The following is a 25088-nucleotide window of genomic DNA, read 5'->3' as shown; positions in this document are numbered from 1 at the left end:
CGCTCACCGGCTGAAGGACACGGACACGTTCGTCTTCAATCCTTCGGCAAGGACGTGATTACTGACTAAGCCAAATGCGGACCAGGTTGATCAACACCCTGTTCGCCAACTTCGCCGCTGTGCAAACCCATGCGGCCAACGACGGGGCGGGGCACGGCAACACCGTGATCACCGACGATGCGAACGACACAATCACGCTGAGGGGAGTCGCGCTCACAGCTGCACGCCAACGATTTCTTCTTTGTGAGGGCGGAGCGGCCCGTTGAGTGTCTGAGAGGAAGACGGTGACATGAAAGAGGCCAACCTAGAGAGGAGAATGATCCATGCGCATTACTCAGGCATCGGCATTAGCGGTTTTTCTGCTCGCTGCCGCTCCAGCAGCGTCGCTCGCCGAGGACGCCAAAGGTGCGGTTGAAAAGGCGTATACAGCCTGGGACGCCGCATTCAACAAGCACGATGAGAAAGCCATCGCTGCCAGTTATGTCTCCAATGCAAAGCTGATGCCGCCGACGCACCAAGTCGCGTCCGGGCCAGCCGAGATCGAGAAGTTCTTTGCGGGGCTCTTCGCGAACGGCGTGATCGCACATAAGCTGGAGGTCATCGACGCGGGGGGAGACGACAAGGTCGTCTTTGCTACGGCCAAGTGGAGCGCCACTGGCAAGGACAAGGAGGGCAAGCCAACGCCTCTCAGCGGTCTCGCGATGCACGTGTTCGAGCGTCAAGCGGATGGCTCGTTAAAGCTGAGGCTTCAAACTTTCAACTGAATGGCGAAGCGTCTGATCGAACCCCAGTAAATCAGCGCCATGCTTCTGATAGAACAGCGCGCGTCCAAAGAGCGGCACCGTTCATAACATTGACCCCGACGATATTGCACGTCGGGGCCTTTAAGATGATCAGGCTAGGGTACGTTCGCCGTGCCTTACGATCCTTGATGTCGTCGATTACCTCGGCTGGACTCCGGAGACCGATCTCGTGGTCGTCGCGGCCGCCGAGGATGACATCGGCTCCCACCCGCTCGTTAGTCTCGGCGAAAAGGTTCGGGTGATCGCGGAGGGCGCGAGCTGGCCCGTCCGCGAGGTCAAGGTGCTCTCAAAGGCGGCTGAAAGGGCTCAGGACTCGCCGGAGCCGGAGAAGACCGCGTTGGGCGGCATCGCCTTGGGCGGAGGAGCGACCCGAGCGCCATGGTGGCCGGGCTTGCTTTGTACGTCGTACCGCCTGGCCAATTCCAGCAGCCGACGCCTGGTAAACGGATCGGCCTTCTCGGCCAGGTCGCGCGCCTGCTGCGCGAACCCGAGGTGAAACTCTTCCATGACGTCACCCCACAACATCACTGAAGGCTCGATTTCAGTATGTCGGCTTCGCCTCGTCAAGCGTCGGAACGGCGCTTGGCGCAAAGGCCAACCGGGCTTAGGCTGAACGCGGCAGGGGGAAACAGATGTCGCTGCTGCATCCGACGAGAAAGGCTTGTCCTCACCGCAGACGGCCGATGAAGCTCGTGGATGACGAGACCGCCGACAGGGGCAAGTGCTTTGTCGTCCGGAATGCAATAAGGATTCGATGCGCGACCCCGCAGCGCAGAAGCGGATCGAGGGCCCGCTAAGGTCGCCGGCCAAGTAGGAGCGGCCCCGCGCCTCAGCCTGTCGTGCGATTGAGCGCAAGGCTCAGGTCGACGGGGCCAAAACGAGCAGGAGAGGACCGTTCTCGTCTCTGACCTCGATGGCGATGGGGCCGGTGCTGCCTTCGGCTGTGAGTTCTTTCGTTGCTTCTCCCACCGCGGACAGCGCCAAGCTTCGAGCCCGTTCGGCGCCAGTTGGGTCGAGTCCTGTTTCGTCGGGCACGAAGTTGTCAGGGTCGCGGTAGTCAAAATAGTACCTCATGAGGCCCCAACGGGTCTCAGCGCATCACGTTCCTAGATTCGTGATGGAACCGGGGAGGGCTGCGGCGGGCAGGGATGTCCGCAAGGCGTGAAGATAGCCGGGCCCGAAATCGGTGATTTCTTCAAGCTCACTGCGCCGCAACAGGCAGACCTCGGAGCGATGAGATCCTTGCGCCTGAGCTCCTGGATCGTCCGGTTCATGTGAACGATGGAGAGACCGCACGCCTCGGCGAAGTCTGCTTGCGTGAGGGGCAAGCGGAAGCGGCTCCCTTCCAGCAGTCCAACGATCTCCAATCTCGCCGCGAGTTCGCAGATGAGATGCGCTACGCGCGGCAGTGCGGGCCGCGAGCCGAGGTCCTCGACCCATAGATCGCTGCCTGGATCAATGTTTGGCGCCAGAGCGCGTTGGTGAGTTCCGGCGACTGGGCGAGCTGTTCTCTCAGGTGAGCACGATGAGGGCGACGCTGGACTTGCCCACACTGCATAAGTCGTCATCGACAATGGAAGATGCAGCGTGTGCAGATCCGGCATGTCGCCCGGCACGTAGAAGGCAGAGATTTGGTTGCGGTCGGAAATCACTCTTTGACGGGCCAGGAAACCGCTCATCACGACGACGCATCGGGTCGGGACCTCGCCCTGGCGGAGGACGCAGTCGCCGTCGTCTAGATTTCTGATGGTGTGCGGGAGGGCGGCGAGCTGTGACCGCTCGGCTTCTGCAGGCGGAAGCTGAGCCGTCTCTCGGCACATCGTCCGCCGAAAAGAGCTGCGCCCGTCGGCGCGGAACTCCCAGGTCGGCGGACCTCGTTGCGCACGAACTCTTTCTTTTGGTCGGTTCTATATTGCAACCAAAGCGCGACGCGGAGCCTTGTTGCACTTGTCGTCTGGATCGCATAAGACCGGGCATGGAGCCGAAAAATGAACGACAACGAAGCACGAAGCAATCTGCAGGGGCTTAGGCTGATCCGCGCTTTCCTCCGGATACGTGCTCCACGCGTCCGGACCGAGCTCGTCGAACAGGCCGAAAGGCTCGCTGTAGAGGAGTCCGTTTCGGTGGCGAGCCTAGCCCGTTCATCTGATTTTGCCGAGCATCCGGCGAATCCTCTCAATTAGTCTCTCGCTCAATGCCGCGTTCCAGTGCCATTCCCGTCTGCCCGCGTTGCAAGAAGCCGATGACTTTGACCGCAAGTCGCGACGGTAGGGGCGCCCCGACGTGGCGCTGCTTCAAATGCGAATCCGCCGGCTAGGCGTGCCGGTTCGCGAGCCAGTTCGGCTTCGAAGCTCGTCCAAGCCGCCGGCTATTCTCTCGGTGGGTGGACGGCATATGGTTCCTCTCAAGAAACCTCAGCCATGGGCTACCGCGCTTGTTTCCTCAACGAGGAGGGCCACATCAGCGGCTATGTCGAACTGGATTTGCGCTGACGACGAGGAGGCGACGCCAAAGGCGAGGCAATTGCTCGACGGTCAGGGCATCGACGTTTGGCATCGCGAACGGAAAGTAGCCCTCGTGAAAAGTGCGAAATGAGATCGCAACGAGCGTTGCGCTGAAGCGGGTTTTCGCGAGTTCGCCCCTATTTGAGAGAGCGAATATAGTCCGCGAGATCCGCGACTTCCGCTCGATTCAGTGACACGCTTGGCATGTTCGGGTGTGGCAGTAGCAGCAGGAAGGCCAGCTTGTTCTGATTGAAATCCGGGCTTCTTGCCAGATAGGCGAATGGCGGGGCTTGGTCGGTTGCGGTCGTTTGTCCTTTCCCCACGACATGGCAACTTGCGCACCAGCGCTGTGCGATGTCCTTGCCGTTTAGGACGTCCGCCGCGACGGCTGGCGTGATCATCGCAAGCCCGCCGTACACCACGGCAATCAACCGGAAGATTCCTGACATGGTTGATGCTCCAGCAGTCACACCTCCGATCAACGATTTCGGGGGCTGGTTCGTTTCGGCCGTCTCGACCGCAATCCGACGCGTAGAGGACGCCGCGAGGTCGGCGACGATGTCTTCCGCCTATATCTTCTGGTTTGCCGAGCAAAATTCCTCTGTCCAGATTTGGACCGAGTTCAGGATTCCGGGCATCCGCGCCTGACGCGCAAGGGGGACGCTGGACCAGCCGTCCATCTTGGTCGTCGAGGACGACTATCAGTTGCAGGAGATGATCGAGAACGCCCTCGGCGAGGGCGGATTCCTCGTCAACACCGTGGCGACCGCGGAGGAGGCGCTGACGCTTTTCACCGGCAATCCCGGAGCGCACCGCGCCCTGGTCACCGACATCAACCTTCGCGGCCGCCTTAAATGTAGCTTTTCGCCATCAACCAAAATGTAGCTTTTCGCCATCAACCAAACAGTGACTTTCTTGCCGAAGCTCATGATATCATTGGCCAAATGTCGCCTCGACCGAAGCGTAACTGAGGTTGCCTAATGGCCGATATTAGCGACGAGGAGCGGAACGAAATCGATGAGGCGACCTCCGCCGAGACGATCGTCATTGGAATTGGCGCCTCCGCCGGTGGCGTCCGCGCAGCGGCGATGAAGTCCTGCAGCGCGGACGGGACCTCTGCGTTGGTATCAGTTGCGCGCTGTGCCTGCGCGTCAGCGACGTCGGACGTGGCGTCCCGAGACCAGCCTTCGCCCGTATTGAAGCACACAATCCGGACCGGATAGGCGTAATCGCCGGACAGGAGATGCCTGAGGATAGTCTCGAGGTCGGTGTCGGTTTCGTCGGCCTCGCGCCAGGCGCAGCCGGCGCGAACGCCGAAGTCCTCGAGGACCAGATAAATGTCGCGGTCGAGGCGATCAGTCGGCACGATCGAGGGCGAGGAACGCCAACACAGACGGTGGCGGAGAGACGGCCCCGGCTTCAGGGGGGGCTTTTGAGGCAGGCCGAGGCCGCTCCGCCAGCTCGGGCGTGAGCCGGCGACGATTCAAATAACGTGCGCGCGCGTGGTTCCTACAAGGAACCTCAACCGGTAAATTTTCCACGCGCCGGCAGCGCAGCGATATTGGCCTCGGCCCCGAACAGTCACCAGCTCGCCCTCGCCCTCGAGCACGATCGGCGTCTCGAACGCTGCGGACCATGCCATCAGCGCTTCCAGTGCCGCGCGGGCGGCGGATGGTGGGGCGGCTCGGTATCACGTCCGAGAGGTTAGCAAAGCTAATCAGGCCGCTCGATCGGCCTAAGAGCAGAATGAAGAGACGAGTATTTCCGTCCTTTTTCGGTGACGACCCAGGCGAGATAATCGTGACCAGTGCTGGACATCTTTGAGGCCGTCACGATGAGTCCAAGCGCTTCCAATTGCCGCCGAATCATAAGGCTATTCTCGTCACTGCATGTCGTCATGGTCATCCCGCCGACGCTGCTCGGAGAGAAGGCTTTGCCAATCACCTGGGCAATTGTTGCTTGTGAGGGTTCATGCAAAAGACCGTCATAGATTGCCAAGAATATATTCTTGAACGTCGTGTGTTCCTCACGCGACTCAGTCCTGTGACCGTGGCTTGGATAGTTGCTGATCGTCGTCGTGAGATCGAGCGTGATCTCGGTATCGGGCCCCGCCAGTAAGGGATCAAACTCGACGACCAAGGTGCCTTGCAAGTTGGCGAGTTTTTGCTTTAGCTCAGCGTTTTCTATTCTGAGCTTCTCCGCCTCCTGAAGGATCTTTGGATCGATCGCGTTGTCGCCTCTAACCCAACCCGTTCCAGGAGAAAGGTTGACCGCCTGGCTGACCGCGATGACGACCTTGGTGCAAAGTTCGTGCTCGTTCTCCCAGAAGTCGATCATCCGGCCTTGTTTGAGCTTGTCGTTGAATGATTTCAGTTTGGTGCGACCTGTTTCCTCCCGCTCCGACTTGTCGATTGGCAGACTCCCGACATTCCTGTGCAAGAATGCGAGAACCGGGATTCCCTTCGATCGAGCGTAGTCGAATTCTTTCTCGGTGAAGCCGATCCCGTCGCCGGCAACAGAGCCATAGCGGCCGGCGGTGATGACTACGTAGTAGTCACTACGATCGATGATCCGCTTGATATATTCAAATTGATCCTGATCCGTTGCGGGAAAGAGTTCCATACCCGCAGGGACATACCCGGCCTTCGCCAAGCTGTTGCTGACCAGGTGACGCTCTTCTTGAAGATCTGCGAAGGTTGAGCTTACAAAAATTTGGAAAACACGGTCCACTGGGCGCCTCTCGTTAGGCCTATGACAGGTTCTCACTAAAGCCGTGGATCTTGGTTGACAACCCGAAGCCGCAACTGCTCGTCGGCGCCAACCTGCATCCGGTCCCTGAAGCGCATGTAGTGCGCGACATTCTGTCGGCTCATGCCGATTTCGCTGGCGATTTGGTCGACTCGTAGCCGGCCTCGGCGCGGGCGAGGATGCCGGTGCGGCGCAGACCGTGAATGGTCGGGTGGTCGGCATCCTCCGCCGGCGGCGGTCAGCATCAGTTGCGGGTTGGTTCGCCGGTGCCGCGATCTTGGCGGCGGGCTTGTGCTGCAAGTCGCCATCCGGCGACGTCTTCCGCTTTGCGGCAGTACTCGCAGGTAAGATTGCCTTTAAGAAGAGTGCGGCCGCGCGACGCATTCGCCGAGGAAGGTTCTCTCAAGCAATTTGGGCAGATCAATGCGAGCTTTCGTATCCTCCAACGCTGCAAAAGACCCGAAAGCATGGCGCTCATATCCCAGATGCGAACATGCTATTATAAGTTGCGAATCCGTCAAAATGTAATTTGGGGGGGCGACGGGAAAGTTCCGCTGACCACGGCGTGCGCGACCACTTCCTGATGCCGACATGCGACGGCAGCCGCAGCTGGATCGGCGCTTCATCGGCGGCGTGCGTGGACGTTCCTCGGCTTGGGGCCGATTGTTCTCGCTCGCTTGCTCGGGCGCGCCGGCCTGGTCGGCTTGGGGTGGCTGGATGGTGGCAGGCCTCTTACGAACTTGCAAATCAACTCGTCAAATGTCGCAAAGCGGGTGGCTTTTTGGCGGACGAGCGAGCGATCCGACAGCCATAGGTAAGCCGGAGCGTCTTGAGGGACGGGAAGCAGCACATAGTCTTGGATCGTCTTGTTCTCACCGTCCAATCGCGCTACCGCCACTAGTCCTGCAGGTATCAATTTGAGATAGACTCTCCAGCACGGAATGCAGCCGGTGCCCTTTGTCGCGTAACGGACCACCGCGAATGATAGGTGGAGTTTCCTATTCACTGTCAGACCAATCCCGGTCTCGACCTCAGTAACTCGCAGCCCGCGCTCGCCGCGCAGCGCTTCGACAGCCTCAAGCTTGTGTCTCGCGACTACGTTTGCCCACGCGTCTCGACAATCGAACCAATCGCAGTCGCGCGAGCCCTTGTAACCGATGAGCGAGTAGGCCTTTCTCAACGAGCCGAAGTGGTTGAAATACGAAGCAGCAGACGGCATCCCGGGCGTATTGTTGATGATGCTTCCGGTCAACTTGCCTTTGCGACTGAGCGTCACGCGCAGGAGGGTCAACATCTTCTCTTCTGGCATTGAGATATACCGTTGCGCCAGCAGATCCTGAGCGCGAACGAAAATGCCTTGATCAACAATCGCATCGAGATGAGGATCGCCGCGCACCCACAAGTCGCAAGAATTCTTGGTGAGCCTCTGGCCAAGTCGGCTAGATGTGCGGTTGTAGACCAGGTTTCCGACATAGTTTTCGTTGGCGAGAATGTTGCGGATTATATTCTCGGTCCATGGTCGGCCGTGATGGTTTGCGACGCCCGCCAGATTGAGCTCCCGCGCGATGGCTGTACTCGACGTCTGTTCGACCGCGAACTGATGGAAAATCTACCTGACGATCGCAACTTCATCTTCAGATCCGCGGCGTAGGCGAACACGATCCGTTTTCAGAGACTTCCTGTCCCCCTTCCTGAGTTCGCCCTTCGATCGCTCATTTTCGTCGACGAGCTCTCTGCGGAGACCAAAGGTAGTGGGGGCGCCGACACGATAACCTAGGCCCGCGATCCGGCATAGGCCGGTATGCACCTTGATTGAAAGCTCCCGGCTATACTCTGCCGCCATCACGCGCTTGATGTTCTTGACGATGCTCGAAAGGAGGCTGCCGTCGTTGTCAAATTGCTCGGCGCAATAGGCAATCCGAACGCCGTTTTGCTTGCATAAAAATTCGTAGTGGGCACTTTCGTCGACGTCTTGGAAGCGACCCCAGCGGCTGACGTCGTATACGAGGACATGATCGAAGTCTGCGCGCCCTGACTCGACATCGTCGATAAGCTCAATGAGACCTGCGCGGCCCTTTGTCGTCAAGCCGCTGCGTCCTTCATCCCTATAAGTTCGGACGATCGTGAGATTCTTGTCTTGCGCGTAGGCAGCGATCGCTGCGGCCTGGTTCTCAATCGAATAGCGCTGGAGCTCGGTTGACATCCGAACATACTGCGCGGCGCGATCGGCTCTGATGAGCTTCGCGAGGTTCGTTCCTTTGCGCACGACAAGCGCCTTGCCCATGGCTCTTCCCTCATCGCAGAAGCACCAGGCAAGGATACTCTCCAATAGAAGAGGCCGCCAACTGACGCGGCCTCTTCTATTTGGTGGGATGGAGGGTAATCTTCTCGGCTTCGATTTTCTCGGTCATCGCGCCGATTGCGGCGACTGTCTGTGCATCGGTCACCCTCGCAACCAAGCCTTTTAGGTGGTTGATCCGTCGATCAAGCTCCCCGCATTTTTCACACATGGCTGCCACCTGCGGTTAGGGGCGTGAGCGGAGGCTCGCAGTCACCGGCAAAGGCCAAATGTTGTAACGGTGATCGGTGTCAACCAACCTGTCTCGGCCAATGTTCCTGAAATCGCTGAACGGATTACTTAGGCGGTTGCAATCCAGGCGATCTCAGCCACTCGCTCAGATGCGAGCCGGTCTCGGCCTGCCGGGCCCTGCGTAGGGCTTCGTCGCGTACAGGTCCTGGGGGGAGAGATTCGGCTTCTTCGCGGAGGCGCCTCGCTTGTTCGGCTAGGCGTTCTTCAAGGGAAAGGATCTGCTTGAAACGACGGCGGCGCTGCATGACACAACCTCGTCTTACGCTTGCGGGTCCTAACCGCAGGGCTTGAGTTTCCAATTCCTAATATGGCGATCCCCGCAGGTCGGTTCCATATGGAACACAGCGCGAAGCGGCAGGGTCGGTTTGCCGCTAACCCATAAGGGTTACTTACCTATTTCTCCTGCACCGGGGGCAGCTCGGCGTAGGTTTGCTGATCTGCGGGGAGGGAGACCCTTGCGATGCTGGACAAGACCACCGACCGACGGGTGCAGACATCTGTCAAACTCGGATGGACCGGCGTAATCCGCTTCATCCACATCGCTTCGCGCGGGTTTCTGCCCATGCACGCAATGTCAGAGGTCACTTTGATCGCTGGCAAAGGCATTGACGGCGATCGCTACTCGATGAAGGAGGGATTTTATTCGTACCTGCACGCGGAGGATGCGCAGCTCACGCTGTTCGAGATTGAGACGCTCTTTGCAATCAAGCGCGAGTGCGGGATCGAATTGCGCCCAGAGGAGCATCGGCGCAACGTGACGGTCGAAGGGGTGCCGCTGAACCACCTCGTCGGCCACCAGTTCTGGCTCGGTGAGACTTTGCTGCAAGGGGCCAGGCTTGTGGACCCGTGCCGCCATATAGAGAAGGTCACCGGCAAGGCGATTGCCAAACACCTAATCAATCGCGGCGGGCTGTACTGCAAAATCGTGAAAGGCGGCATTGTCAGGATTGGCGACACTATGCGGAGCGCCTAATGAGCGCGCGACTGGCAGGTCGCAACACTGAGCAGAGCTGCACTCGGCAGGCTGCCTTACCTTGGTTCGCATCGTTAGCTCAAAAGTGGAGTCGTGTTCCTTGTTGACACCCTCTTGGGACGGATGTTTTTTGACGTGAGGGAGGTTGGAGATGATGCGGCTGGCCCGGATTGCTGTTCAGGCGGTTTCGGTCTTTGGCGTTGTGGCATCCAACCTGGCGTGGCATTGGGGCGACAATTATCTGGCCTGTGCAATTGCGGTAGGTCTCGGGTTCGTGGCTCGGGCCGTCTTCGACGATCTTGTGAAGCGCATCGCCTATCGGCGTATGCGCGGCCTGTATGGGCAGGAGTGGAACACCGAGCCCTAATTGAGTATGCGTGAGACGAGTATGCGTGACACTGATCGCTCGGAATGGCGCACTTCGCTGTTCTACATTGCTTGTCTTGTAGCCCTCGCCCTCCCTGTTAAATCGGGTGCCGATCTGGGCTGGCGGCTATATTGCTCGGACAAGTCGCATCACTCTTGCCGGATGTGAGTTTCTAACCTTAATCACGCTACCTCTCGCCACCCGCTGAGGAAAGCGCGTCCATGACTCGCGTCATCGCCGGATGCGTCCGGTTCTTCAGCTTGATCCAATCCCTTGATCGGCCGGCGCCATTACGCCGATCGCGCCGTTTCGAGACCAAGCCCTCGAGACCCATGCCGCACGCCGCGCGAAACAGGTCCGGGCCGATGTCGCCTAGCTCGAAGGGCGCGACGAACATGCCATCCGGTCGGCCGCGCAGCAGCCGCGCCAGATTGGCCTTGCGCAGACTCAGCGGCAGCTGGCGCAGATCCTCGCCGCCGAGCGCGAGAACGTCGAATGCGTAGAGCTGTACCTCGTTGTCGTGCCGGCGCGAGTGCAGGGCGTTGAAGTCGGACACGCTGGCCGCCGTCGGGCACCATCACGGGGGCGTAGGTTGGTTTAGTGCATTACGTTGTGACCGAAAAGTTGACGACAAGGAAGATCTGCCCGCCCATTCCGGGGCTGTCGGTCACCTCGACACGCCAGGTAAGGTCCTGCCACAGGGGTCCCTCTGCTCCGTCGTTGAGGATTTTACTGCTCAATTCGATCGCCGCTGCTTGCGCGGCGGCGATATCCGGAAGTTCCAGTCCGACATCATCGAAGATGGTAATGCCGTCGTGGACATGGAAGAAGAAACGGGTCATCCGCACGACTCCCCAAGAGTCGACAGCGAAAGCGCGCGCTCTCTGCCCGCCAATGTGCGTAACGCTAAGATATACCGGCGGTGCTAAGGCGGAGAGGACGCTCTTTTGGGGAGATGGAGTGCCTCTTCGGGGGTAGGTGTCTGGTCAGATCCCAAGTCGGCGGACTTCGCCTGGTCGGAGCGCATCGGGTTTCACGCGCAGGCGGTGCTGCAAGAGCCTAACATTTTGCCCGTCGCCAACGACCCGCGCGACCGCTTCGGCCGCCCTCTCAGGTTCGACCGCTGCAACCCAGTATGATCTTTCCCCGTCGGGCGCGATGACCGCGACCATAGGTAATCGGACCATCATCAAAAAATTCCATACTGAAAGTCATAATGATAAGTTTTAGGATTTACCAAAACAAGACCTGGTCGCAGTTATGGTTAGCGTCGGCGTCTGGTCTTTTGTCTGCAGCGCGACGCGCTGCCCGCCGGGCCAGCGCTAGAACTCGCGGCTCATGGCCGGGTGAGACCTGTTCTTGACCTTGATCCACTCCTTCGTGCGACCGGCGATATAGCGACGATCGCGGCGCTTGGAGACGATGCCTTCGAGGCCGAGGTCGCAGGCGGCGCGAAACAGGTCCGGTCCGATCTCGCCGCTTTCGAACGGCGCGATGAAGATGCCGTCGGGCCGGCCGCGCAACAGCCGGGCGAGATGGGTCTTGCGCATCTCCACCGGCCGCTGACGCAGATCCTCGCCGCCGAGCGCGAGGATATCGAACGCGTACAGCTGCACCTCGTCGTCGTGCTTGCGCGAGTGCAGGGCGTTGAAGTCGGAGATGCCATCGACGCCAAGGACGACCGCCTCGCCATCGACCGCGAACCGTTGCTCGCGATTGCGGAGCGCGGCCTGGACGATCCAGGGGAAGCGATCGGTCCAGTTGTGGCCGTTCTTGGTGACCAGGCGTATCTGGCGGCCGTTACGCTCAAGGCGCAGACGGCATCCATCGTACTTTATCTCATGGACCCAGTCAGGCCCGGCTGGGACAGCCTTGGCTGCAGTTGGCAGGCAGAACTCGAACGCGCGGTGCATGAGAACGAGATAGTCACGCGGCCGCGAATATGCGAATCTCACTCCCGTTTCAGCGTCGGGAATTCGTCAGTGAGGAACCGATGACAATTGCATTGCCGTATCTTGGAATTGCGCTCTGCTGCTCGCTCGCGGTCTGGTTGGTGAGCCTGGTGCTATAGGCGCAGCCCTCAGTGTCGCCAACCGTCCCTGTCGACCTCGACGCGAAAGCCTCCCGGTATCCGCGCCGCCTCGCCGTCGGCTGGAGCGTTGCAGGCCGGGCAGGGCGCGCCGGCGCCGCCGCAGGTGCATGCGCGCGGGCCATCCCATGGTCCAGATGGTTCTCGCAAACCCAGCCGACGTCGTCACAGGTCGTGCACTTCACAGCCGCGTCGCCCGTGTGGCCTCTCTCCGGCTGGCATCACGCGGCACCTGGCAGCGGCAGCGCGAGCTGCACGTCGAAGCGCCTGGTTGCGTTGGCGGAAGTCCTGCAGCGCGGACGGGATCTCTGCGTCGGTATCAGTGGCGCGCTGCGCCAGCGCGTCAGCGACGTCGGACGTGGCGTCCCGTGACCAGCCTTCGCCCGGATTGAAGCACACAATCCGGACCGGATAGGCGTAATCGCCGGACAGGAGATGCCTGAGGATGGTCTCGAGGTCGGTGTCGGTTTCGTCGGTCTCGCGCCAGGCGCAGCCGGCGCGGACGCCGAAGTCCTCGAGGACCAGATAGATGTCGCGGTCGAAGCGATCAGTCGGCGCGATCGAGCGCGAGGAACTCATACGCAAACTCCAACACGAACAGTGGCGGAGAGACGGCCCCGGCTTCAGGGGGCTTTTGAGGCAGGCCGAGGCCGCTCCACCAGCTCGGACGGTGAGCTGGCGACGATTCAAATACCGCACGCGCGCGAGGTTCCTGGACCGGGCGTGTACTCACAAACGTCGGCTTACCAACGCAAAGTGGGAGTCTGCCATCTTAAGCGTGATCGGCGGCTTATGACCCATAAGGGACTGTCCGCTGGCCTGCGGCCCGCGTTAGAAGCGGCTTTCGTGAAGTGCACAAGTGCAATTGCAAACCTTCGTATAGTCGTTCAACCCCGCTTTACATGCATTGTAAGGTTCCGCCAGGTAAATCTGCCGGATTATAACGAGGGGCGGGATGATCACGGCAGCGCGGCAAGCGGTCGATCTGTTGGTGCAAACGTCGAGCGGTTGGCATTTTGATAGCCCAGTTCGTAGGCACCTCTCGGGCTACCGCTTCTCAAACCGTCAAGCGTCTTGAAGACAAGGGTTACCTTCAGCGCAAAAGCGCCGACCAAGATAAGCGCTCGGTCATCCTTGATGTGCCCCCCCGGGGAGAGAAACTTCTTGCCAGCGATCCCATCGCACCGCTCATCCGTGCCGTTGCGGCGCTTGAAGTTGGTGCAGACAACTTTCGCGACCTACTCGGTCAAATTTTGCGGCAGCTAGACGCGCGTCAAAATCGTCACCATGCGGATAGTTGCAGACAGTGCATTTTCTTGACTGAAGCGGCATCCAACCGTGCGAGCAGGAAGCAGACTGAATACACATGCCGATTTTTTCGAGCCGATCTCACCGGAGCCGAGGTCGATCTTCTTTGCTTCAACTTCGAAGGACGGGGCATCGACGCCCTCTAAGCATAGTTCTTCGGTCGAAGAGAGAGTCGTCCGAAAAAGGCCGCCTTCTCCAACTTCGCCCTTTGGCCCTTAGCCGAAGGTCGATTGAGCGCGTGTCATGTCGGCTGTTAGGGGCAAACCGAACGCCGATCCAACTTGCGCCCACCGCTGCTTATGACTCATAGCGGGCGTCCATCGACTCCACCCGATATCCCGCTTGATCCTGATCAACATGCGATCCTTTCGCTAGAGCTAAGGGAGACATTGCGTAGCCCCACTACGCGACCCCACCCAAAGCCGCTGGCTTCCCCAAGGGCTGGCGGCTTCCTTTTGTACGCATTTTTCCGGCCAGCCAAGAGAAGCACCCGCCTCCGGTTGTCTACGTAGGTCCGCCCCAATTGCGCCTGATCAATCTCGCGGATTTGCTCTATGTTCAACTCCTTGCCAAGTTACAAAACAGGGAGGCTTGAACGGTGCTAGTCAATGCGAACGCTGCCACCCGCCAGCCTATTGACGGGCACCTCGCCGATCTCGCTGGCGAGCGCATCTTCTGCAGCGAGTTCAAGTATCGCAAGGGCATCGAGATTTTTGGCGAAGGGGCACGCCGAATACGTCTACCAGATTACTTCCGGAGCGGTGCGGACGTATAAGATGCTCCCAGATGGTCGCCGCCAGATCAATGCGTTCCACCTCCAGGGTGACATGTTCGGATTTGAGAATGGCGTCGCGCACCGGTTTAGCGCTGACGCACTCGTCGAAACCCACGTTCGCATCATAAAGCGAGGCAGCATCCTCGATGCCATGCAAAATCGAGTAGTCAGCACAAAAAACCTCATTTGCTTTGTTACGCAAAATCTGCAGCACGCGGAAGATCACATGCTTCTCCTGGGGCGGAAGACTTCCCTGGAGAGAGTTACCGCCTTCCTTCTTGAAATGGATGAACGGCTAGCACATCCCGCGATGATGTTGCTGCCAATGAACCGCCGCGACATCGCCGACTATCTCGGCATCACCTTGGAAACCGTCTCCCGCGCCGTATCCATCCGGCCAAGACCGCGGCAGATCTGTTACGCGATTTGCCACGCGACGTGATCGTATCGTGCTCCGTCATTGACGAAGAAGTACGCAATCGCTTTGTAGCATTCTTCTAGATCTATGCACCAGGATAGGGGATGCTCGTCGACCTGCCCGTTGGAGAGTGTGTAAGCGCAGGTTCCCTGATGGTCTGGGTTACCCTTTGTCACGACGCCGCTATCACCATTGAACCGCAGATACATAAGCCAAGCGTGGCTACCATTGCGCAGCATGGCTAAGGACTGACCGTTCGGTACCGATATCCAGAGTTCGAACTGCGGTTGCTTGTCGATGCGATCCAGAGCAAGGCTCAGATGCTCGACAGTGGCAATCGACAAGTCAGTTCCGTTAAACGTGATCTTCATCTGATCAGGCAGCGGCGACAAGGGTTCTGGGTTTTGACCAATTCCACGGCAGCAGCTCGTCGAGCCTCGACGCCGGATGATCATTGATCCGCAGCAGCACGTCCGTCAACCAGGCCGGCGGATCGAGATCGTTGAGCTTGGCGGTCTGGATCAGGGTGTAGATGGCGGCGGCACGGCGGCCGCCATCGTCGGAGCCGGCGAAGGTCCAGTTCTTGCGGCCGACGGCCACGGCGCGTAGCTCGCGTTCGGCCGCGTTGTTGGTCATGCACAGCCGGCCATCGTCGATGAAGCGCGTGAACACCTCCCAGCGCTTGAGGCTGTAGTCGATCGCCTTGGCGGTCTCGCTCTTGCCGGAGAGCTTGGCGCGGCGCTCGTGCAGGAAGGTATGAAGCTCATCGACCAGCGGGCGGCTGCGCGCATGGCGCGCGGCTTTGCGCTCGTGGGCCGGCAGACCGTTGATGTCGCGCTCGATCGCAAACAGGGCGTCGATCTTCGCGATCGCTTCGATCGCGATCGGCGCCCTCTTCAGCCGTGCGATCTCGAAGAACTTGCGCCGTGCATGCGCCCAGCAGCCGACCTCGATGATCGGGCCCGGCTTCCGCGATGGATCGTAGAGCCTGTTGAAGCCGGCATAGGCGTCCGCCTGCATCGGTCCGGCATAGGTCGCAAGATGCGCCTCTGGATGGGTGCCGGAGCGGTCGGGCGAGTAGAAGAACACGGCGGCCGGCGGCGCGTGCCCGGCGAAGGGCCGATCGTCGCGCACATAGGTCCAGACGCGCCCCGTGCGCGTCTTGCCCTTGGCCAGAACCGGCACCGTGGTGTCGTCGGCATGGATGCGCTCGGCAGCGAGGACATGCGCCTTGATCGCATCGACCAGCGGCATCAATGTCGCCGCCGCCGCGCCGACCCAGTCGGCCAGCGTGGAGACGTCCAGGATCACACCTTCATGCGCATACGTCGTGCTCTGCCGGTTGAGGGGCAGGTGCAATCCGTATTTGGCGAATAGGATGTGCGCGAGCAGACGCGGTCCAGCGCGCCCGCGCGAGATCGGATGGAACGGCGCCGGCGGCTGGCTGATCGCCTCGCAGGCGCGGCAGGAGAACTTCTCACGGACGTGCTGGATCACCTTCCACTGCCGCGGCACGAGCTCCAGCGTCTCGGTCACGTCCTCGCCGATCTTGCGCAACCTGTCGCCGCCGCAACACGGGCAATGGGCCGGCGCGGGATGAACGACGCGCTCCCGCGGCAGGTCCTCGGGCAGCGGCCGCCGCGCCGGACGCCGCCGCTCGAATGGCTGCACGTCTATCTTCGCGGCCTTGGCCCGTTCGGCTGCCAGCTGCGCATCGGCTTCGGCCTCCGATGCATCCTCCTCGAGGTCGGCGAGTTCTAGCTCGAGCTGATCGAGCACCGAGGCTCGTTCGGAGGATTGGCCGTGCTGTTCGTGCTTGAGCTTGGCGATCGTGAACTTCATCTGCTCGATCAGCAGCGTGCGGGCGCGGACCTCGGCTTCGAGATTGCGTGCCTTGGCTTCCGCCGCAAGCTGGGCCGCCTGGCCGGCGAGCACCAGCGCCTTCAGCGTCGCGACATCATCAGGGAGCGAATCGGCTGTGATCATCGCAGAAGATGGAATCACAGCTCCGCCCGGTACGCATCAGTGCCGTTACGTTCGAGCGCTCAACCAACAGCTTCCGGGCGCCACGTCCGCTGCGGATGCCGCCAGTCGATGCCTTCGAGCAGATAGCCGAGCTGGGCCGGCGTGATCGTCACGGCTCCGTCCACAGCCTGTGGCCAGATGAAGCGGCCGCGCTCCAGCCGCTTGGCGAACAGGCACATGCCCTGGCCGTCGTGCCACAGCACCTTGATCAGCCCGCCGCTGCGGCCGCGGAACACGAACAGATGGCCGCCATGCGGATCGCGCTTCAAGGTCTCCTGGACCAGCAGCGCCAGGCCGTCGAAGCCCTTGCGCATGTCGGTATGGCCGCTCGCCAGCCAGACCTGTGTGCCGGAGGGGATCGGGATCGTCATCGCGAACCCGCCCGGAGCGCCGTGATCACCGCCGTCACCGTCGCGGCATCCGCCGCGCCGCTGATCCGGATCTTGGTCTCAGTCCCGATCTCGACTTCGATCAGCCCCTGAGGCGGAGCTGCCGCTGCGTGAAGATCGGGATCGGCTGCAATCGTCACAGCGGCGAAGCCGGGCACGGCAGTCTCCTCGCCGCACAGCTGCTGGCGCCAGCGGAACACCTGGCTGGAATGCACACCAAACGCGCGCGCCACGCCCAGGATCGTCGCACCCGGCTGCAACGCTGCAGCGACGATGCGCTCCTTGTCAGCCCGCGACCAATGCCGCCGTCGCCGCTCCGACGTGATCACTTCCACTTCCGCTTTGGCCATAGGACTAGCTCCAGGACTAGTCCTATGGCTTCGCGAAGCCTCACTGCCGACGCAAGGTGGCCGTCACCGGGGCTTACCCCGCGCCTTCTCCATGCTTCGAGACGAAAAATTACTGCGCTTTGACGGAAACACTCAGCGGCGTTTCGAACTGCTAGACCGGGAGGCTCTCGCGAAGCTCGACGCATAACTCCGGTATTGGCCCATCAGCGAAGCGGCGACACGCCTCATTGAGGTCCGTTCAACGGGGCATAGGAGACCCGACTTGCTTACGTTGAGTCCTTCGCATTTTGCCCCCCTCAGACATTGCGAAGAAGCAGCAACCGCTAGCAATTCATAGCCCGCAAAAAAGCCCCGGCGAGCCGGGGCTTTGGTTTGCGCAGACTGGAGCGATCAGTATCTCGCCGCGATCGGAGCCCCGTAACCACCAAAGCGATAGTTGAACCGAACGGTGACCATGTCCACGTCCTGGCTGATCCGGTCGTTGAGTACCGCCGCAAGGCGCGGATCGACCACGGAGAAGGAGTTATTTGCGTGCCCCATCCACAGGTGGTCGTACTCCACACCGACCGACCAGTTGGGCGTGAAGCCATACTCAAAGCCTACACCCAAGGTACCGCCCCAGCGCGTATTATCCGCCGAGACCAAACCGATCCCGGTGGTGTTGTCGAATATAGTCAAGCGATTGCTGGTCACAGCCGCACCGCCCTTCACATAGAGCAGCGCCGAATTCCAAGCCCAACCGAGTTGCCCGGTGAACAGACCGATGGCGTCAGTCTTTGCCGTGGTTGAGAGCGTCGGATTGAACAGGCTCACCCGCGTGTTCTTGAGGTCGGCCCAATCGCCTTGGGCTTCCAATCCGAACACAAACTGATTGGTTTGCCAGCGATATCCAATTTGCCCGCCGACGACGCCTCCGGACCGATCACCGCACCCGCTCGCGACCGTTCCAAGGGCAGTTACGAAATCCACGCAACTGTGGCTTTGGCCCCAACCGCCGTTGGCACCGATGTAGAATCCCGTCCAGTCATAGATCGGCGCGACCACCGGGGGCGGCGCCTTGGTGTAGGGACGGGCCGCCAGATCAGCCGCCGACGCGGGGGCGGATAGACCCACGGCCATCATCCCGGCCGCGGCAATCAGAAGCTTTTTCATTACGAGAAATCTCCCCAGAAAGAAGTTCAAAAAAGGCACGACGCCCACCTGAGGAATCAATGCTATCCCGTTCGCCTGAAGGTTGATGTAGCTAAGTCGCAACACTCGGCGCAGATATCTAGCGAAAATTCTTTATATATATTAAGAACTTGCTGGGAACCAAATGCACGTCAACGTGCATATTCCTGCCGCTCATCGGAGCATTCCCTGCCGATGGCAGGTCTGCTAATGGCCCTGGCTGTGTGAAAACGCTGCGCTTGATGTGATTCGCGCGATATGATTCCCGCACGATTTGCGGGGGGCTGGAATGAAGCGCTTCGTTGCGGAGGCGGATCGTGGGCAGTCGACGTTGTTGCCCGAATGCCTCGACGATTTCATTGATGAGAGCAACCCTGTTCGGGTGATCGACGTGTTTGTCGATGCGCTCGATTTGGCCGAGTTAAGCTTCGAGGGTGTGGAACCGGCGGCGACCGGTCGACCGTCATACCATCCCTCGGTTCTCCTGAAGCTTTACATCTACGGCTATTTGAACCGGGTGCAGTCGAGCCGGCGGCTCGACCGAGAGGCCGGACGCAATGTCGAGGCCATGTGGCTGCTGGGCCGGCTCGCTCCCGATCACAAGACGATCGCGGACTTCCGCAAAGACAATGGCTTGGCGCTACGCAAGGTATGCGCGCGCTTCGTCGAACTCTGCCGTGAGATGGGTCTCCTCACGACGGCGAGCGTCGCCATCGATGGCAGCAAGTTCAAAGCCGTGAACAACCGGGACAGGAACTTCACACGGGCGAAGGTGGAGCGGCGGCGCGCCCAGCTGGAGGAGAGCGTCGCGCGCTATCTGAGCCAACTTGACACGGCTGACCGGCAGGAGCCGGCGGAGGTGCTGGCAGCCAAGGTGACGAGGTTGACCGAGAAGCTGACGAAGCTGAAGGAAGAAATGGGCAAGCTTGCTGCCTACGAGAAGCAGATGCTTGCTTCGCCCGATCAGCAAATCTCCCTGACTGATCCCGACAGCCGTTCGATGGCCACGAGCGGCCGCGGCTCCGGGGTCGTCGGCTACAACGTGCAGGTCGCCGTCGACACCGAACATCATTTGATCGTGACGCACGAGGTGACGAACAGCGGTTCCGATCGGGCACAACTCGCCAATATGGCTAAGCAGGCGAAGGCTGTTCTAAAGACCGAAACGCTCGAAGCTGTCGCCGATCGCGGCTACTTCAACAGCCCGGAGATCCTCGCGTGCCACGAGGCCGGCATCACGGTAACGCTGCCTAAGCCGCAGACGTCGGGCGCCAAATCCGAGGGGCGCTTCGGTAAGCAGGACTTTGCGTATTTGCCAGGGGAGGACGTCTATCGCTGTCCGGCTGGGGAGCGATTGCCGTATCGCTACACAAACGAAGAAGACGGCAAGATGCTGCGGCGTTACTGGACCACAGCCTGTCAAAATTGTTCACTCAAATCGCAATGCACGACCGGGCCAGAGCGGCGGATTACGCGATGGGAGCATGAGCATCTGCTCGAGGCTGTGCAGCAGCGCCTTGATGCAAACCCACAGGCAATGCGCCAGCGTCGTGAGACCGTCGAGCATCCGTTCGGCACGATGAAGGCCCGCATGGGAGCGACACACTTCCTCACCAAAACCCTCCCAAACGTAGCCGCCGAGATGGCTCTCTCGGTCCTGGCCTATAATCTGACGCGGGTCATGAACATCGTCGGGAGCAAGCAATTGATGGCTGCGATCGGCGCCTGAGACAGGGCGCGGTCCCTAGCTTCCGGACCGACGCCCATTGAAGCCGTTTTTACACGGCCAAGACCCATTGCTTCCATTGACGCGGTGCAGCTTCAGGTCGGTTTATTAGGGCAGACCGGAAGATTGCGGCCGAACGCTAGACCAACGCTTTTGACCTACTCCGGGGCCATGTTCCTGAGTTAGTCTGAGGAACTTTCCCCTATTGATTTAGAGGCAATGGCGGAAGAACCACCGAAGCCGATTACGAAGAACTAGAGCCGCCTCAGTTGGCGGCCTCTCTCTTTGCATCGATCCCCTTGAAGTAGCTCGTCGCTAAGCAGTGGGTGAACAAAAAAGCCCCAGCTCGCGGGGATGCGGGGCTGGAACGCGTGAGCCTTCGGGAGCGTTTTTAAGCAGCAAATTCATGTCGGGAGGACGTTCATGAAACGCCACCGGTTCAAACAGGATAGAGCGCTAGGCGAACGGCTCATCGAAGAAGCGCGGCTAGCGAGGGAAAAGACAGGTCAATTACCTGAAGGGGCCGCGGGGCGTGAAGAGATCTTGAAGAAGGCCCGCGAAGCCGACATCGCCGCCAACATTGACGGATGGCTGAGATCGTCCGAGCTGCAGCCGCCAAAGTAGTTGCCGCCATCGGTCTTTGACGTAGCTCAATGACCCCGCCTGGCCCCGCCCATTCGCTGGACCATGAACCGGTTGAAGCAAGCCAGCGCCCTGCGAAGGGCAGTATCCTTGATCCTCATCCGCGAGTGTATAACACGCAGCGACCCTGCCTCGCTGATCGCGCGGTTGGGCCGCCTGCCTCGCCGCGCTGGGGCTGGAAGGGCAAGCCAGCCTGGTGGGCGAGTTCCAATTTATGCGGGTGAAGTGGAAAAGATGACTGCCCAAAAGGGGCACTCCTTTGGAGCCCAACGGGGCCGGTCTTAGTGGACTGTGCGCCGCAGCCACGAACCGAGAACCATCGTTCCTTGGCAGAAGTACCGTCCCCGCGATGGGCTTAAGTCAGAAAGTGAAGAGCCGCTCCTTGGCTGTCTCAACCGCCCAAGGCCATCAGCGCTTGAGCAGATCTTCACCGTGCGGAAGCAGCATCACGAAGGTGCCGCTCTCATGCAGGTCGAGCCAGCCCTTCTCGACCGCGTAGCGAATGCCGGCGCCGAATTCCGCGCCGGTGCCCATGCAGCCGTTCTTGGACAGGAATGGCGCGTTGATCTTCTCGATGTGGATGCGCCCATCGACGGGCTCGACGCCGGCGGCGAGCTCGAGGAGCTTGCGCGCGGCGACTTGCGGATCGGCGAAGGGACGGGGCTCGGCGTGCTTCATGCGCCGGCGCCGGCGAGCTTGTCGCGCTCGATGCGTGCCAGCTCCTTGGCCCTGGCCTCGGCCTCGCTGCGCGTCAGCAGCTCCGACTGAAGTCGCCGGCCGGGCAGGTCGTCCCAGTAGAAATAGACGCTCGGCCGGCCGTCCGCGAAACGGACCTTATAGCTGCCGGTGCCGGGGACGGCTTCGTGCTTCTTGATCGTGATCGGCGCGGTCATGCCCCGTTTTCTATGGTGCGAACGCACGGGGAACAAGGTCCTGAGGGTTGATCCCAAATATTCATCGGTTTGAACATATTTACCCTGGGGCACGTACTCATTGAGCGGCTCGTCGAGGGATGTCCGGGTCGCCCAATGGGTATCGAACCAGTTCGCTGTTTTCGAGACCCACTTGAGAAAGCGCGGCCGAAGATGGACGTGGTACTTGTGCACGGCCGACGGCCGCTTGCTGATCCAGAGTTCGGAAGCCAGCCGGCCTGCCGCCAGATACAGGGCCAACCGGGCACTATATTCAGATGCTACTCGGCGCCGCCGCCGGATCGGTCCGGCTTTGTGATTCGGATAAGAGCCGGCGTCGCTTGGGTCGCAGCCGTTCAGAAAACTGAGCGGAGCCAGCCCTAGGCCGAATTGCGGTTACGCGGCCGCCGCCCGGCCCGCGTCAGTGATCCGGCATTCGATATCGCCGGATGGAAGCGGCTCGGTTTCCACGAGACCCAGCTCCATCAGCCGTGCCACGATCTCATGGTCGAACATCGACGGGCTGCCCCAGGATTCGCCGAGCAGCTTCCTCAAAAATTCGCGCTCCAGATCGGTCAGTTCCATCCCGAACTCCGCTCGCCCAGAACAATGCCACCGAGGCTTTGCCAGGAACGGAGCCATCGTCCTCCCGTTGACTCCAGAAGACAACATCCGGGAGATCAACATGCCCATGGAAGATCGCGAGACCTTCAGCCTGATCGGAAGCGACAAGGTCGAGGGCACGAATGTCTACGGGGCCGACGGGGAAAAGGTCGGCTACATCGAGCGCGTCATGATCGACAAGGTCAGCGGCAAGGTATCGTACGCGGTGCTCAGCTTCGGCGGCCTGCTCGGCATCGGCGACGATCACTATCCGCTGCCCTGGCAGGCGCTGAAATACGACACCAACCTCGCGGGCTACGTCACCGGCATCACCCAGGACCAGCTCCGCAGCGCCCCCAAATACGCCGACGAGATCAGTTGGAATTGGAGCGACCCCGCGACTACACGCTCCGTGAATGCCTACTACGGTGTGCCGGTGGCTTGAGGCGGCGCTGCACTCGCGGCCCAACGCAACCGCTGTCATACGAGACGACCGGCCTCGGTCGCAGAGGAGACTTGAAAAGTGAGCAATGCCGTTCGTGTTCTGGTCGTGGAGGATGAAGCTCTGATCTGCAGCTTCATCGAGGACGCCTTGTCGGACGGCGGCTTCGAGGCCTGCTCGGTCCATTCGGGAGAGGCGGCGATGTCCACCTTTCGGGACGGCCGGAAGCAGTGTCGGGCGCTGCTGACGGACGTCAACTTAGGTGATGGCATCAGCGGATGGGAACTGGCGCGGCAGATTAGGGAAATCACGCCTGGCTTTCCTGTGGTCTACATGACGAGCGCCAGCGCGCCGGACTGGAAATCGCTGGGTGTCGACGGCAGCCTCCTGATCGAGAAGCCCTTTGCGCCGGCTCAATTGGCTGCCGTCGTTTCGCAGCTTCTTGATACGCGAGCTTAGCTGGGTTGAACCGCTGGCGGTGTAGGCGAAACTAGGGACGGACCCGGCACGGTCCGCATGGCGGGTATTCGGATCGGCGCCGACGGCCTCAGCCACCGCCGCCGAGCTGAATAGGATCGAAGAGACTTGGCATGATGCCCTTCCTTTCCGCGAGAGGGCTGATCAGACGAGGCGGGAGCCGCCATCGATGTGGAAGGTTTCGCCGTTCATGAAGCCGTTAATCATCAGAAACACCATGGCGGCGCCGACTTCTTCGGGGGTGCCGAGCCGACGCAGCGGTAGCTTCTCCTTCAGCGCCGCAACGTAAGCATCGCGTCCCTCGCCGAGCGTGCGCGAGCAGGGGCGTATCGGTGGTGCCGGGAGACAGGGCGTTGACGCGGCGCGGCGCCAGTTCCAGCACCAGACCTCGCGCCAGCGCTTCCATCGCAGCGGAGGCGGAGGCGAGCACGGCCGTGCCGTAGGCGTTCGGACGATCGGCAATGACCGGGCTCATTGCCTTCGCTCGCGCCGCATCGCTAGGCAGCTATACCGCCGCCGCCCGATCGGTCGGTGTCTCTCCCTCCGCCGTGAGCAAAAGCGTGCAACGGCTGGAACAGCACCTGGGTCTGAAACTGTTCAGCCGCACGACCCGCTCGCTCACGCTGACCCAAGAAGGGCGCGAATTGCATCAGTGCGCCTTGCGGCTGATCCAGGAGGCGGAGGCGATCGAGCAGGCCGCGGTCGCGGCGCGGTCAGAGCCGGCCGGCGTGTTAAAGGTGACCGTTCCTCTGCCGATCGGCGTTCACATCGTTGCACCCGCCCTGCCGCGCTTTCGCAAGCGCTATCCCAAGCTTTCCGTTGACCTGCGCCTCGGCGACCAGTTCATCGATTGGATCGGCGAGGGCGTCGACGTGGCGATCCGCGTCGGAGACCTCGAAGATTCCCGGCTGATTTCCCTACAACTCGCGCCGCACAGTATTTGTGCCTTTGCCGCGCCCGGTTACCTGGCGCGGCGTGGTGCACCGCAGCGTCCCGAGGATCTCACAAAACATGACTGCGTGAACTTCCGATTCCAGAGTTCAGGTCAGGCGTTCCGCGATGGCGCGCGAGCAACAGCGCTAACTTCTCGATCTCGCTCCGTATGAGCGTGACCAAGCGCGCTGCATGCAACGCTCTGGCCTCCATCGCGATTGATGGGGCGCGCGGCCCCGTAGGCGACGCAAGGAGTAGATAGGGTCGACATTCACCACACTGTGCGTGCTCTCAGCCGATCACCCTTGGCTACCTCGCATCATCGGTGAATGACAATTGCGATCATCGAACGCTTCGGCCGACGCGCGAGGGATTGCGCGCGCCGGGGCCCGGATGAACATGGACGGCCTTCGCCGTCAGCGGCTCACCGCATTCGGAACAGACCATGACGGGGTCAAACATCTTGTGGCAGTTCTTGTGCTCGTGCAGCAACGGTCGGCCGCGCGAGTCGACCATGTGGACGTTGCCCCAGTGCACGATCGACATGATGATCGGATAGAGGTCGAGACCCTTCTGCGTCAGGATGTATTCATAGCGCTTGGGCGCATCCTGATAGGGAATTTTGCGAAGGACGCCAAAGCGCACGAGCTTCTTCAGCCGGTCGGCCAAGAGGTGCCGGGTCACGCCAAGCGACGACTGGAACTCGTCGAATCTGCGGACCCGAAGAAAACATTCACGCAGGATGAGCAGGCTCCAGCGGTCGCCGATGACCGCCACCGTGCGGGCCAGCGAGCACGGCTCCTCTTCGAGAGCATCCCATTTCATCAACGTCTCCAGTCGACCTG

Annotated in this window: 31 protein-coding genes and 5 pseudogenes; 13 read left to right on the top strand and 23 right to left on the bottom strand. The window is 60.7% G+C overall.

Going from position 1 to position 25088, the window contains the following annotated elements; genetic code table 11:
• Positions 1–86: 86 nt before the first annotated feature.
• Both EI171_RS29385 and EI171_RS29380 read left to right on the top strand, forming a co-directional pair.
• Positions 87–266, top strand: a complete 180-nt coding sequence (locus EI171_RS29385) for a hypothetical protein (RefSeq protein ID WP_161535403.1) — start codon at positions 87–89, stop codon at positions 264–266.
• 57 nt (positions 267–323) lie between these two features.
• A complete protein-coding gene (locus tag EI171_RS29380) occupies positions 324–764 on the top strand; it encodes a nuclear transport factor 2 family protein (RefSeq protein WP_161535402.1) in 441 nt (146 codons plus the stop codon).
• 345 nt (positions 765–1109) lie between these two features.
• On the opposite strand, the gene EI171_RS29375 is transcribed toward EI171_RS29380, so the two are convergent.
• From EI171_RS29375 to EI171_RS45860, 3 genes are all read right to left on the bottom strand, one after another.
• Positions 1110–1310: a hypothetical protein gene (locus EI171_RS29375; RefSeq protein WP_161535401.1), complete on the bottom strand. Its 201-nt coding sequence runs from the start codon at positions 1308–1310 to the stop codon at positions 1110–1112.
• A gap of 351 nt (positions 1311–1661) precedes the next feature.
• Positions 1662–1877, bottom strand: a complete 216-nt coding sequence (locus tag EI171_RS46790) for a hypothetical protein (RefSeq protein WP_371740276.1) — start codon at positions 1875–1877, stop codon at positions 1662–1664.
• Between the two features lie 32 nt (positions 1878–1909).
• Positions 1910–2371 (bottom strand): helix-turn-helix domain-containing protein, encoded by a 462-nt coding sequence (locus EI171_RS45860; RefSeq protein WP_246740643.1) that lies wholly within the window; start codon positions 2369–2371, stop codon positions 1910–1912.
• 420 nt (positions 2372–2791) lie between these two features.
• Here EI171_RS45860 and EI171_RS29365 point away from each other — a divergent pair, with 420 nt between their 5' ends.
• Positions 2792–2986, top strand: a complete 195-nt coding sequence (locus EI171_RS29365) for a hypothetical protein (RefSeq protein ID WP_161535400.1) — start codon at positions 2792–2794, stop codon at positions 2984–2986.
• A gap of 458 nt (positions 2987–3444) precedes the next feature.
• Here the strand turns inward: EI171_RS29365 and EI171_RS29360 are convergent, their stop codons facing one another.
• Complete coding sequence (locus EI171_RS29360) at positions 3445–3756, bottom strand: cytochrome c (RefSeq protein ID WP_161535399.1); 312 nt, start codon at positions 3754–3756, stop codon at positions 3445–3447.
• Between the two features lie 232 nt (positions 3757–3988).
• Between EI171_RS29360 and EI171_RS29355 the strand changes: the two genes are divergently transcribed.
• Positions 3989–4192, top strand: a complete 204-nt coding sequence (locus EI171_RS29355; RefSeq protein WP_161535398.1) for a response regulator — start codon at positions 3989–3991, stop codon at positions 4190–4192.
• A 181-nt stretch (positions 4193–4373) separates the two neighbouring features.
• Here the strand turns inward: EI171_RS29355 and EI171_RS29350 are convergent.
• The 5 genes and pseudogenes from EI171_RS29350 to EI171_RS29330 form a co-directional block, all read right to left on the bottom strand.
• Positions 4374–4700, bottom strand: a pseudogene (locus EI171_RS29350) (hypothetical protein); the annotation flags it as partial.
• A gap of 320 nt (positions 4701–5020) precedes the next feature.
• Positions 5021–6037: a DUF4062 domain-containing protein gene (locus EI171_RS29345; RefSeq protein ID WP_161535397.1), complete on the bottom strand. Its 1017-nt coding sequence runs from the start codon at positions 6035–6037 to the stop codon at positions 5021–5023.
• Between the two features lie 640 nt (positions 6038–6677).
• Positions 6678–7664, bottom strand: a complete 987-nt coding sequence (locus EI171_RS29340; RefSeq protein WP_161537097.1) for a recombinase family protein — start codon at positions 7662–7664, stop codon at positions 6678–6680.
• Complete coding sequence (locus EI171_RS29335) at positions 7665–8339, bottom strand: recombinase family protein (protein WP_161535396.1); 675 nt, start codon at positions 8337–8339, stop codon at positions 7665–7667.
• A gap of 76 nt (positions 8340–8415) precedes the next feature.
• Positions 8416–8565 (bottom strand): hypothetical protein, encoded by a 150-nt coding sequence (locus tag EI171_RS29330; RefSeq protein ID WP_161535395.1) that lies wholly within the window; start codon positions 8563–8565, stop codon positions 8416–8418.
• Positions 8566–9105: 540 nt separating this feature from the next.
• Between EI171_RS29330 and EI171_RS29325 the strand changes: the two genes are divergently transcribed.
• Both EI171_RS29325 and EI171_RS29320 read left to right on the top strand, forming a co-directional pair.
• Positions 9106–9618, top strand: coding sequence for an MOSC domain-containing protein (locus EI171_RS29325; protein ID WP_161535394.1), 513 nt, complete (start codon positions 9106–9108; stop codon positions 9616–9618).
• 151 nt (positions 9619–9769) lie between these two features.
• A complete protein-coding gene (locus tag EI171_RS29320) occupies positions 9770–9985 on the top strand; it encodes a hypothetical protein (protein ID WP_161535393.1) in 216 nt (71 codons plus the stop codon).
• 187 nt (positions 9986–10172) lie between these two features.
• On the opposite strand, the pseudogene EI171_RS29315 reads toward EI171_RS29320, so the two are convergent.
• The 4 genes and pseudogenes from EI171_RS29315 to EI171_RS29300 form a co-directional block, all read right to left on the bottom strand.
• A pseudogene (locus EI171_RS29315) lies at positions 10173–10541 on the bottom strand (DNA ligase); the annotation flags it as partial.
• A gap of 49 nt (positions 10542–10590) precedes the next feature.
• A complete protein-coding gene (locus EI171_RS29310; protein WP_161535392.1) occupies positions 10591–10827 on the bottom strand; it encodes a hypothetical protein in 237 nt (78 codons plus the stop codon).
• 480 nt (positions 10828–11307) lie between these two features.
• Positions 11308–11898, bottom strand: coding sequence for an RNA ligase family protein (locus EI171_RS29305; protein WP_161535391.1), 591 nt, complete (start codon positions 11896–11898; stop codon positions 11308–11310).
• A 397-nt stretch (positions 11899–12295) separates the two neighbouring features.
• Positions 12296–12653: pseudogene (locus EI171_RS29300) on the bottom strand (hypothetical protein).
• Positions 12654–13090: 437 nt separating this feature from the next.
• On the opposite strand from EI171_RS29300, the gene EI171_RS29295 reads away from it, so the two are divergent.
• Complete coding sequence (locus EI171_RS29295) at positions 13091–13528, top strand: MarR family transcriptional regulator (RefSeq protein WP_161535390.1); 438 nt, start codon at positions 13091–13093, stop codon at positions 13526–13528.
• Positions 13529–14016: 488 nt separating this feature from the next.
• Positions 14017–14548 (top strand): annotated as a pseudogene (locus tag EI171_RS29290) (cyclic nucleotide-binding domain-containing protein); the annotation flags it as partial.
• 26 nt (positions 14549–14574) lie between these two features.
• Here the strand turns inward: EI171_RS29290 and EI171_RS29285 are convergent.
• The 5 genes from EI171_RS29285 to EI171_RS29265 all read right to left on the bottom strand — a co-directional run bounded on the left by EI171_RS29285 (position 14575) and on the right by EI171_RS29265 (position 18491).
• A complete protein-coding gene (locus EI171_RS29285) occupies positions 14575–14946 on the bottom strand; it encodes an Imm1 family immunity protein (protein WP_075969264.1) in 372 nt (123 codons plus the stop codon).
• Positions 14947–14950: 4 nt separating this feature from the next.
• Positions 14951–16561 (bottom strand): IS66 family transposase, encoded by a 1611-nt coding sequence (locus tag EI171_RS29280; protein ID WP_161535389.1) that lies wholly within the window; start codon positions 16559–16561, stop codon positions 14951–14953.
• Between the two features lie 59 nt (positions 16562–16620).
• Complete coding sequence (tnpB, locus tag EI171_RS29275) at positions 16621–16971, bottom strand: IS66 family insertion sequence element accessory protein TnpB (protein WP_075969263.1); 351 nt, start codon at positions 16969–16971, stop codon at positions 16621–16623.
• Positions 16968–17339, bottom strand: coding sequence for a transposase (locus tag EI171_RS29270; protein ID WP_039187448.1), 372 nt, complete (start codon positions 17337–17339; stop codon positions 16968–16970). The genes tnpB and EI171_RS29270 overlap by 4 nt, the downstream gene beginning before the upstream one ends.
• Before the next feature lie 390 nt (positions 17340–17729).
• On the bottom strand, positions 17730–18491 hold the full coding sequence (locus tag EI171_RS29265) for an outer membrane protein (RefSeq protein WP_161535388.1): 762 nt from the start codon (positions 18489–18491) through the stop codon (positions 17730–17732).
• Between the two features lie 307 nt (positions 18492–18798).
• On the opposite strand from EI171_RS29265, the gene EI171_RS29260 reads away from it, so the two are divergent.
• Positions 18799–20238: an IS1182 family transposase gene (locus EI171_RS29260; RefSeq protein ID WP_161535387.1), complete on the top strand. Its 1440-nt coding sequence runs from the start codon at positions 18799–18801 to the stop codon at positions 20236–20238.
• A gap of 420 nt (positions 20239–20658) precedes the next feature.
• Positions 20659–20859 (top strand): hypothetical protein, encoded by a 201-nt coding sequence (locus EI171_RS29255; RefSeq protein WP_161535386.1) that lies wholly within the window; start codon positions 20659–20661, stop codon positions 20857–20859.
• A 426-nt stretch (positions 20860–21285) separates the two neighbouring features.
• Here EI171_RS29255 and EI171_RS29250 read toward each other — a convergent pair whose 3' ends face one another.
• The 3 genes from EI171_RS29250 to EI171_RS29240 all read right to left on the bottom strand — a co-directional run bounded on the left by EI171_RS29250 (position 21286) and on the right by EI171_RS29240 (position 22373).
• Positions 21286–21555, bottom strand: coding sequence for a hypothetical protein (locus tag EI171_RS29250; protein ID WP_161535385.1), 270 nt, complete (start codon positions 21553–21555; stop codon positions 21286–21288).
• Entirely contained in the window at positions 21552–22049 is a 498-nt protein-coding gene (locus tag EI171_RS29245; RefSeq protein ID WP_161535384.1) for a hypothetical protein, read from the bottom strand. Before EI171_RS29245 ends, EI171_RS29250 begins: the two co-directional genes overlap by 4 nt.
• 135 nt (positions 22050–22184) lie before the next feature.
• On the bottom strand, positions 22185–22373 hold the full coding sequence (locus EI171_RS29240) for a hypothetical protein (protein ID WP_161535383.1): 189 nt from the start codon (positions 22371–22373) through the stop codon (positions 22185–22187).
• Between the two features lie 100 nt (positions 22374–22473).
• Between EI171_RS29240 and EI171_RS29235 the strand changes: the two genes are divergently transcribed.
• Together EI171_RS29235 and EI171_RS29230 are read left to right on the top strand one after the other, a co-directional pair.
• A complete protein-coding gene (locus EI171_RS29235) occupies positions 22474–22836 on the top strand; it encodes a PRC-barrel domain-containing protein (protein ID WP_161535382.1) in 363 nt (120 codons plus the stop codon).
• A 78-nt stretch (positions 22837–22914) separates the two neighbouring features.
• On the top strand, positions 22915–23292 hold the full coding sequence (locus EI171_RS29230) for a response regulator (RefSeq protein WP_161535381.1): 378 nt from the start codon (positions 22915–22917) through the stop codon (positions 23290–23292).
• A gap of 162 nt (positions 23293–23454) precedes the next feature.
• On the opposite strand, the gene EI171_RS29225 is transcribed toward EI171_RS29230, so the two are convergent.
• The gene (locus EI171_RS29225) at positions 23455–23772 is read right to left on the bottom strand and encodes an SDR family oxidoreductase (RefSeq protein WP_246740280.1); all 318 of its coding nucleotides are present in this window, start codon (positions 23770–23772) and stop codon (positions 23455–23457) included.
• On the opposite strand from EI171_RS29225, the pseudogene EI171_RS29220 reads away from it, so the two are divergent.
• Positions 23772–24368 (top strand): annotated as a pseudogene (locus EI171_RS29220) (LysR family transcriptional regulator); the annotation flags it as partial. The gene EI171_RS29225 and the pseudogene EI171_RS29220 overlap by 1 nt on opposite strands.
• A gap of 217 nt (positions 24369–24585) precedes the next feature.
• Here EI171_RS29220 and EI171_RS29215 read toward each other — a convergent pair.
• Positions 24586–25068, bottom strand: coding sequence for a helix-turn-helix domain-containing protein (locus EI171_RS29215; protein WP_161535380.1), 483 nt, complete (start codon positions 25066–25068; stop codon positions 24586–24588).
• Between the last annotated feature and the right edge of the window lie 20 nt (positions 25069–25088).

The organism is Bradyrhizobium sp. LCT2 (assembly GCF_009931255.1).
In the GTDB taxonomy this organism is placed as follows: Bacteria; Pseudomonadota; Alphaproteobacteria; order Rhizobiales; family Xanthobacteraceae; genus Bradyrhizobium; species Bradyrhizobium diazoefficiens.
The sequence above is the reverse complement of the archived record's forward strand: the minus strand, read 5'-3'. Positions and strand labels throughout refer to the sequence as shown.

Bases quoted from the DNA above. Each gene is read 5' to 3' on its own strand.
- EI171_RS29285 (WP_075969264.1), bottom strand. From the start codon at position 14,946: ATGAAGATCACGTTTAACGGAACTGACTTGTCGATTGCCACTGTCGAG.
- EI171_RS29375 (WP_161535401.1), bottom strand. From the start codon at position 1,310: ATGGAAGAGTTTCACCTCGGGTTCGCGCAGCAGGCGCGCGACCTGGCC.
- EI171_RS29235 (WP_161535382.1), top strand. From the start codon at position 22,474: ATGCCCATGGAAGATCGCGAGACCTTCAGCCTGATCGGAAGCGACAAG.
- EI171_RS29305 (WP_161535391.1), bottom strand. From the start codon at position 11,898: ATGCACCGCGCGTTCGAGTTCTGCCTGCCAACTGCAGCCAAGGCTGTC.
- EI171_RS29310 (WP_161535392.1), bottom strand. From the start codon at position 10,827: ATGACCCGTTTCTTCTTCCATGTCCACGACGGCATTACCATCTTCGAT.
- EI171_RS29325 (WP_161535394.1), top strand. From the start codon at position 9,106: ATGCTGGACAAGACCACCGACCGACGGGTGCAGACATCTGTCAAACTC.
- EI171_RS29365 (WP_161535400.1), top strand. From the start codon at position 2,792: ATGAACGACAACGAAGCACGAAGCAATCTGCAGGGGCTTAGGCTGATC.
- EI171_RS29270 (WP_039187448.1), bottom strand. From the start codon at position 17,339: ATGGCCAAAGCGGAAGTGGAAGTGATCACGTCGGAGCGGCGACGGCGG.
- EI171_RS29360 (WP_161535399.1), bottom strand. From the start codon at position 3,756: ATGTCAGGAATCTTCCGGTTGATTGCCGTGGTGTACGGCGGGCTTGCG.
- EI171_RS29250 (WP_161535385.1), bottom strand. From the start codon at position 21,555: ATGAAGCACGCCGAGCCCCGTCCCTTCGCCGATCCGCAAGTCGCCGCG.
- tnpB (WP_075969263.1), bottom strand. From the start codon at position 16,971: ATGACGATCCCGATCCCCTCCGGCACACAGGTCTGGCTGGCGAGCGGC.
- EI171_RS29240 (WP_161535383.1), bottom strand. From the start codon at position 22,373: ATGGAACTGACCGATCTGGAGCGCGAATTTTTGAGGAAGCTGCTCGGC.
- EI171_RS29320 (WP_161535393.1), top strand. From the start codon at position 9,770: ATGATGCGGCTGGCCCGGATTGCTGTTCAGGCGGTTTCGGTCTTTGGC.
- EI171_RS29260 (WP_161535387.1), top strand. From the start codon at position 18,799: ATGAAGCGCTTCGTTGCGGAGGCGGATCGTGGGCAGTCGACGTTGTTG.
- EI171_RS29330 (WP_161535395.1), bottom strand. From the start codon at position 8,565: ATGTGTGAAAAATGCGGGGAGCTTGATCGACGGATCAACCACCTAAAA.
- EI171_RS29255 (WP_161535386.1), top strand. From the start codon at position 20,659: ATGAAACGCCACCGGTTCAAACAGGATAGAGCGCTAGGCGAACGGCTC.
- EI171_RS29215 (WP_161535380.1), bottom strand. From the start codon at position 25,068: ATGAAATGGGATGCTCTCGAAGAGGAGCCGTGCTCGCTGGCCCGCACG.
- EI171_RS29280 (WP_161535389.1), bottom strand. From the start codon at position 16,561: ATGATCACAGCCGATTCGCTCCCTGATGATGTCGCGACGCTGAAGGCG.
- EI171_RS46790 (WP_371740276.1), bottom strand. From the start codon at position 1,877: ATGAGGTACTATTTTGACTACCGCGACCCTGACAACTTCGTGCCCGAC.
- EI171_RS29265 (WP_161535388.1), bottom strand. From the start codon at position 18,491: ATGAAAAAGCTTCTGATTGCCGCGGCCGGGATGATGGCCGTGGGTCTA.
- EI171_RS29380 (WP_161535402.1), top strand. From the start codon at position 324: ATGCGCATTACTCAGGCATCGGCATTAGCGGTTTTTCTGCTCGCTGCC.
- EI171_RS45860 (WP_246740643.1), bottom strand. From the start codon at position 2,371: ATGACGACTTATGCAGTGTGGGCAAGTCCAGCGTCGCCCTCATCGTGC.
- EI171_RS29335 (WP_161535396.1), bottom strand. From the start codon at position 8,339: ATGGGCAAGGCGCTTGTCGTGCGCAAAGGAACGAACCTCGCGAAGCTC.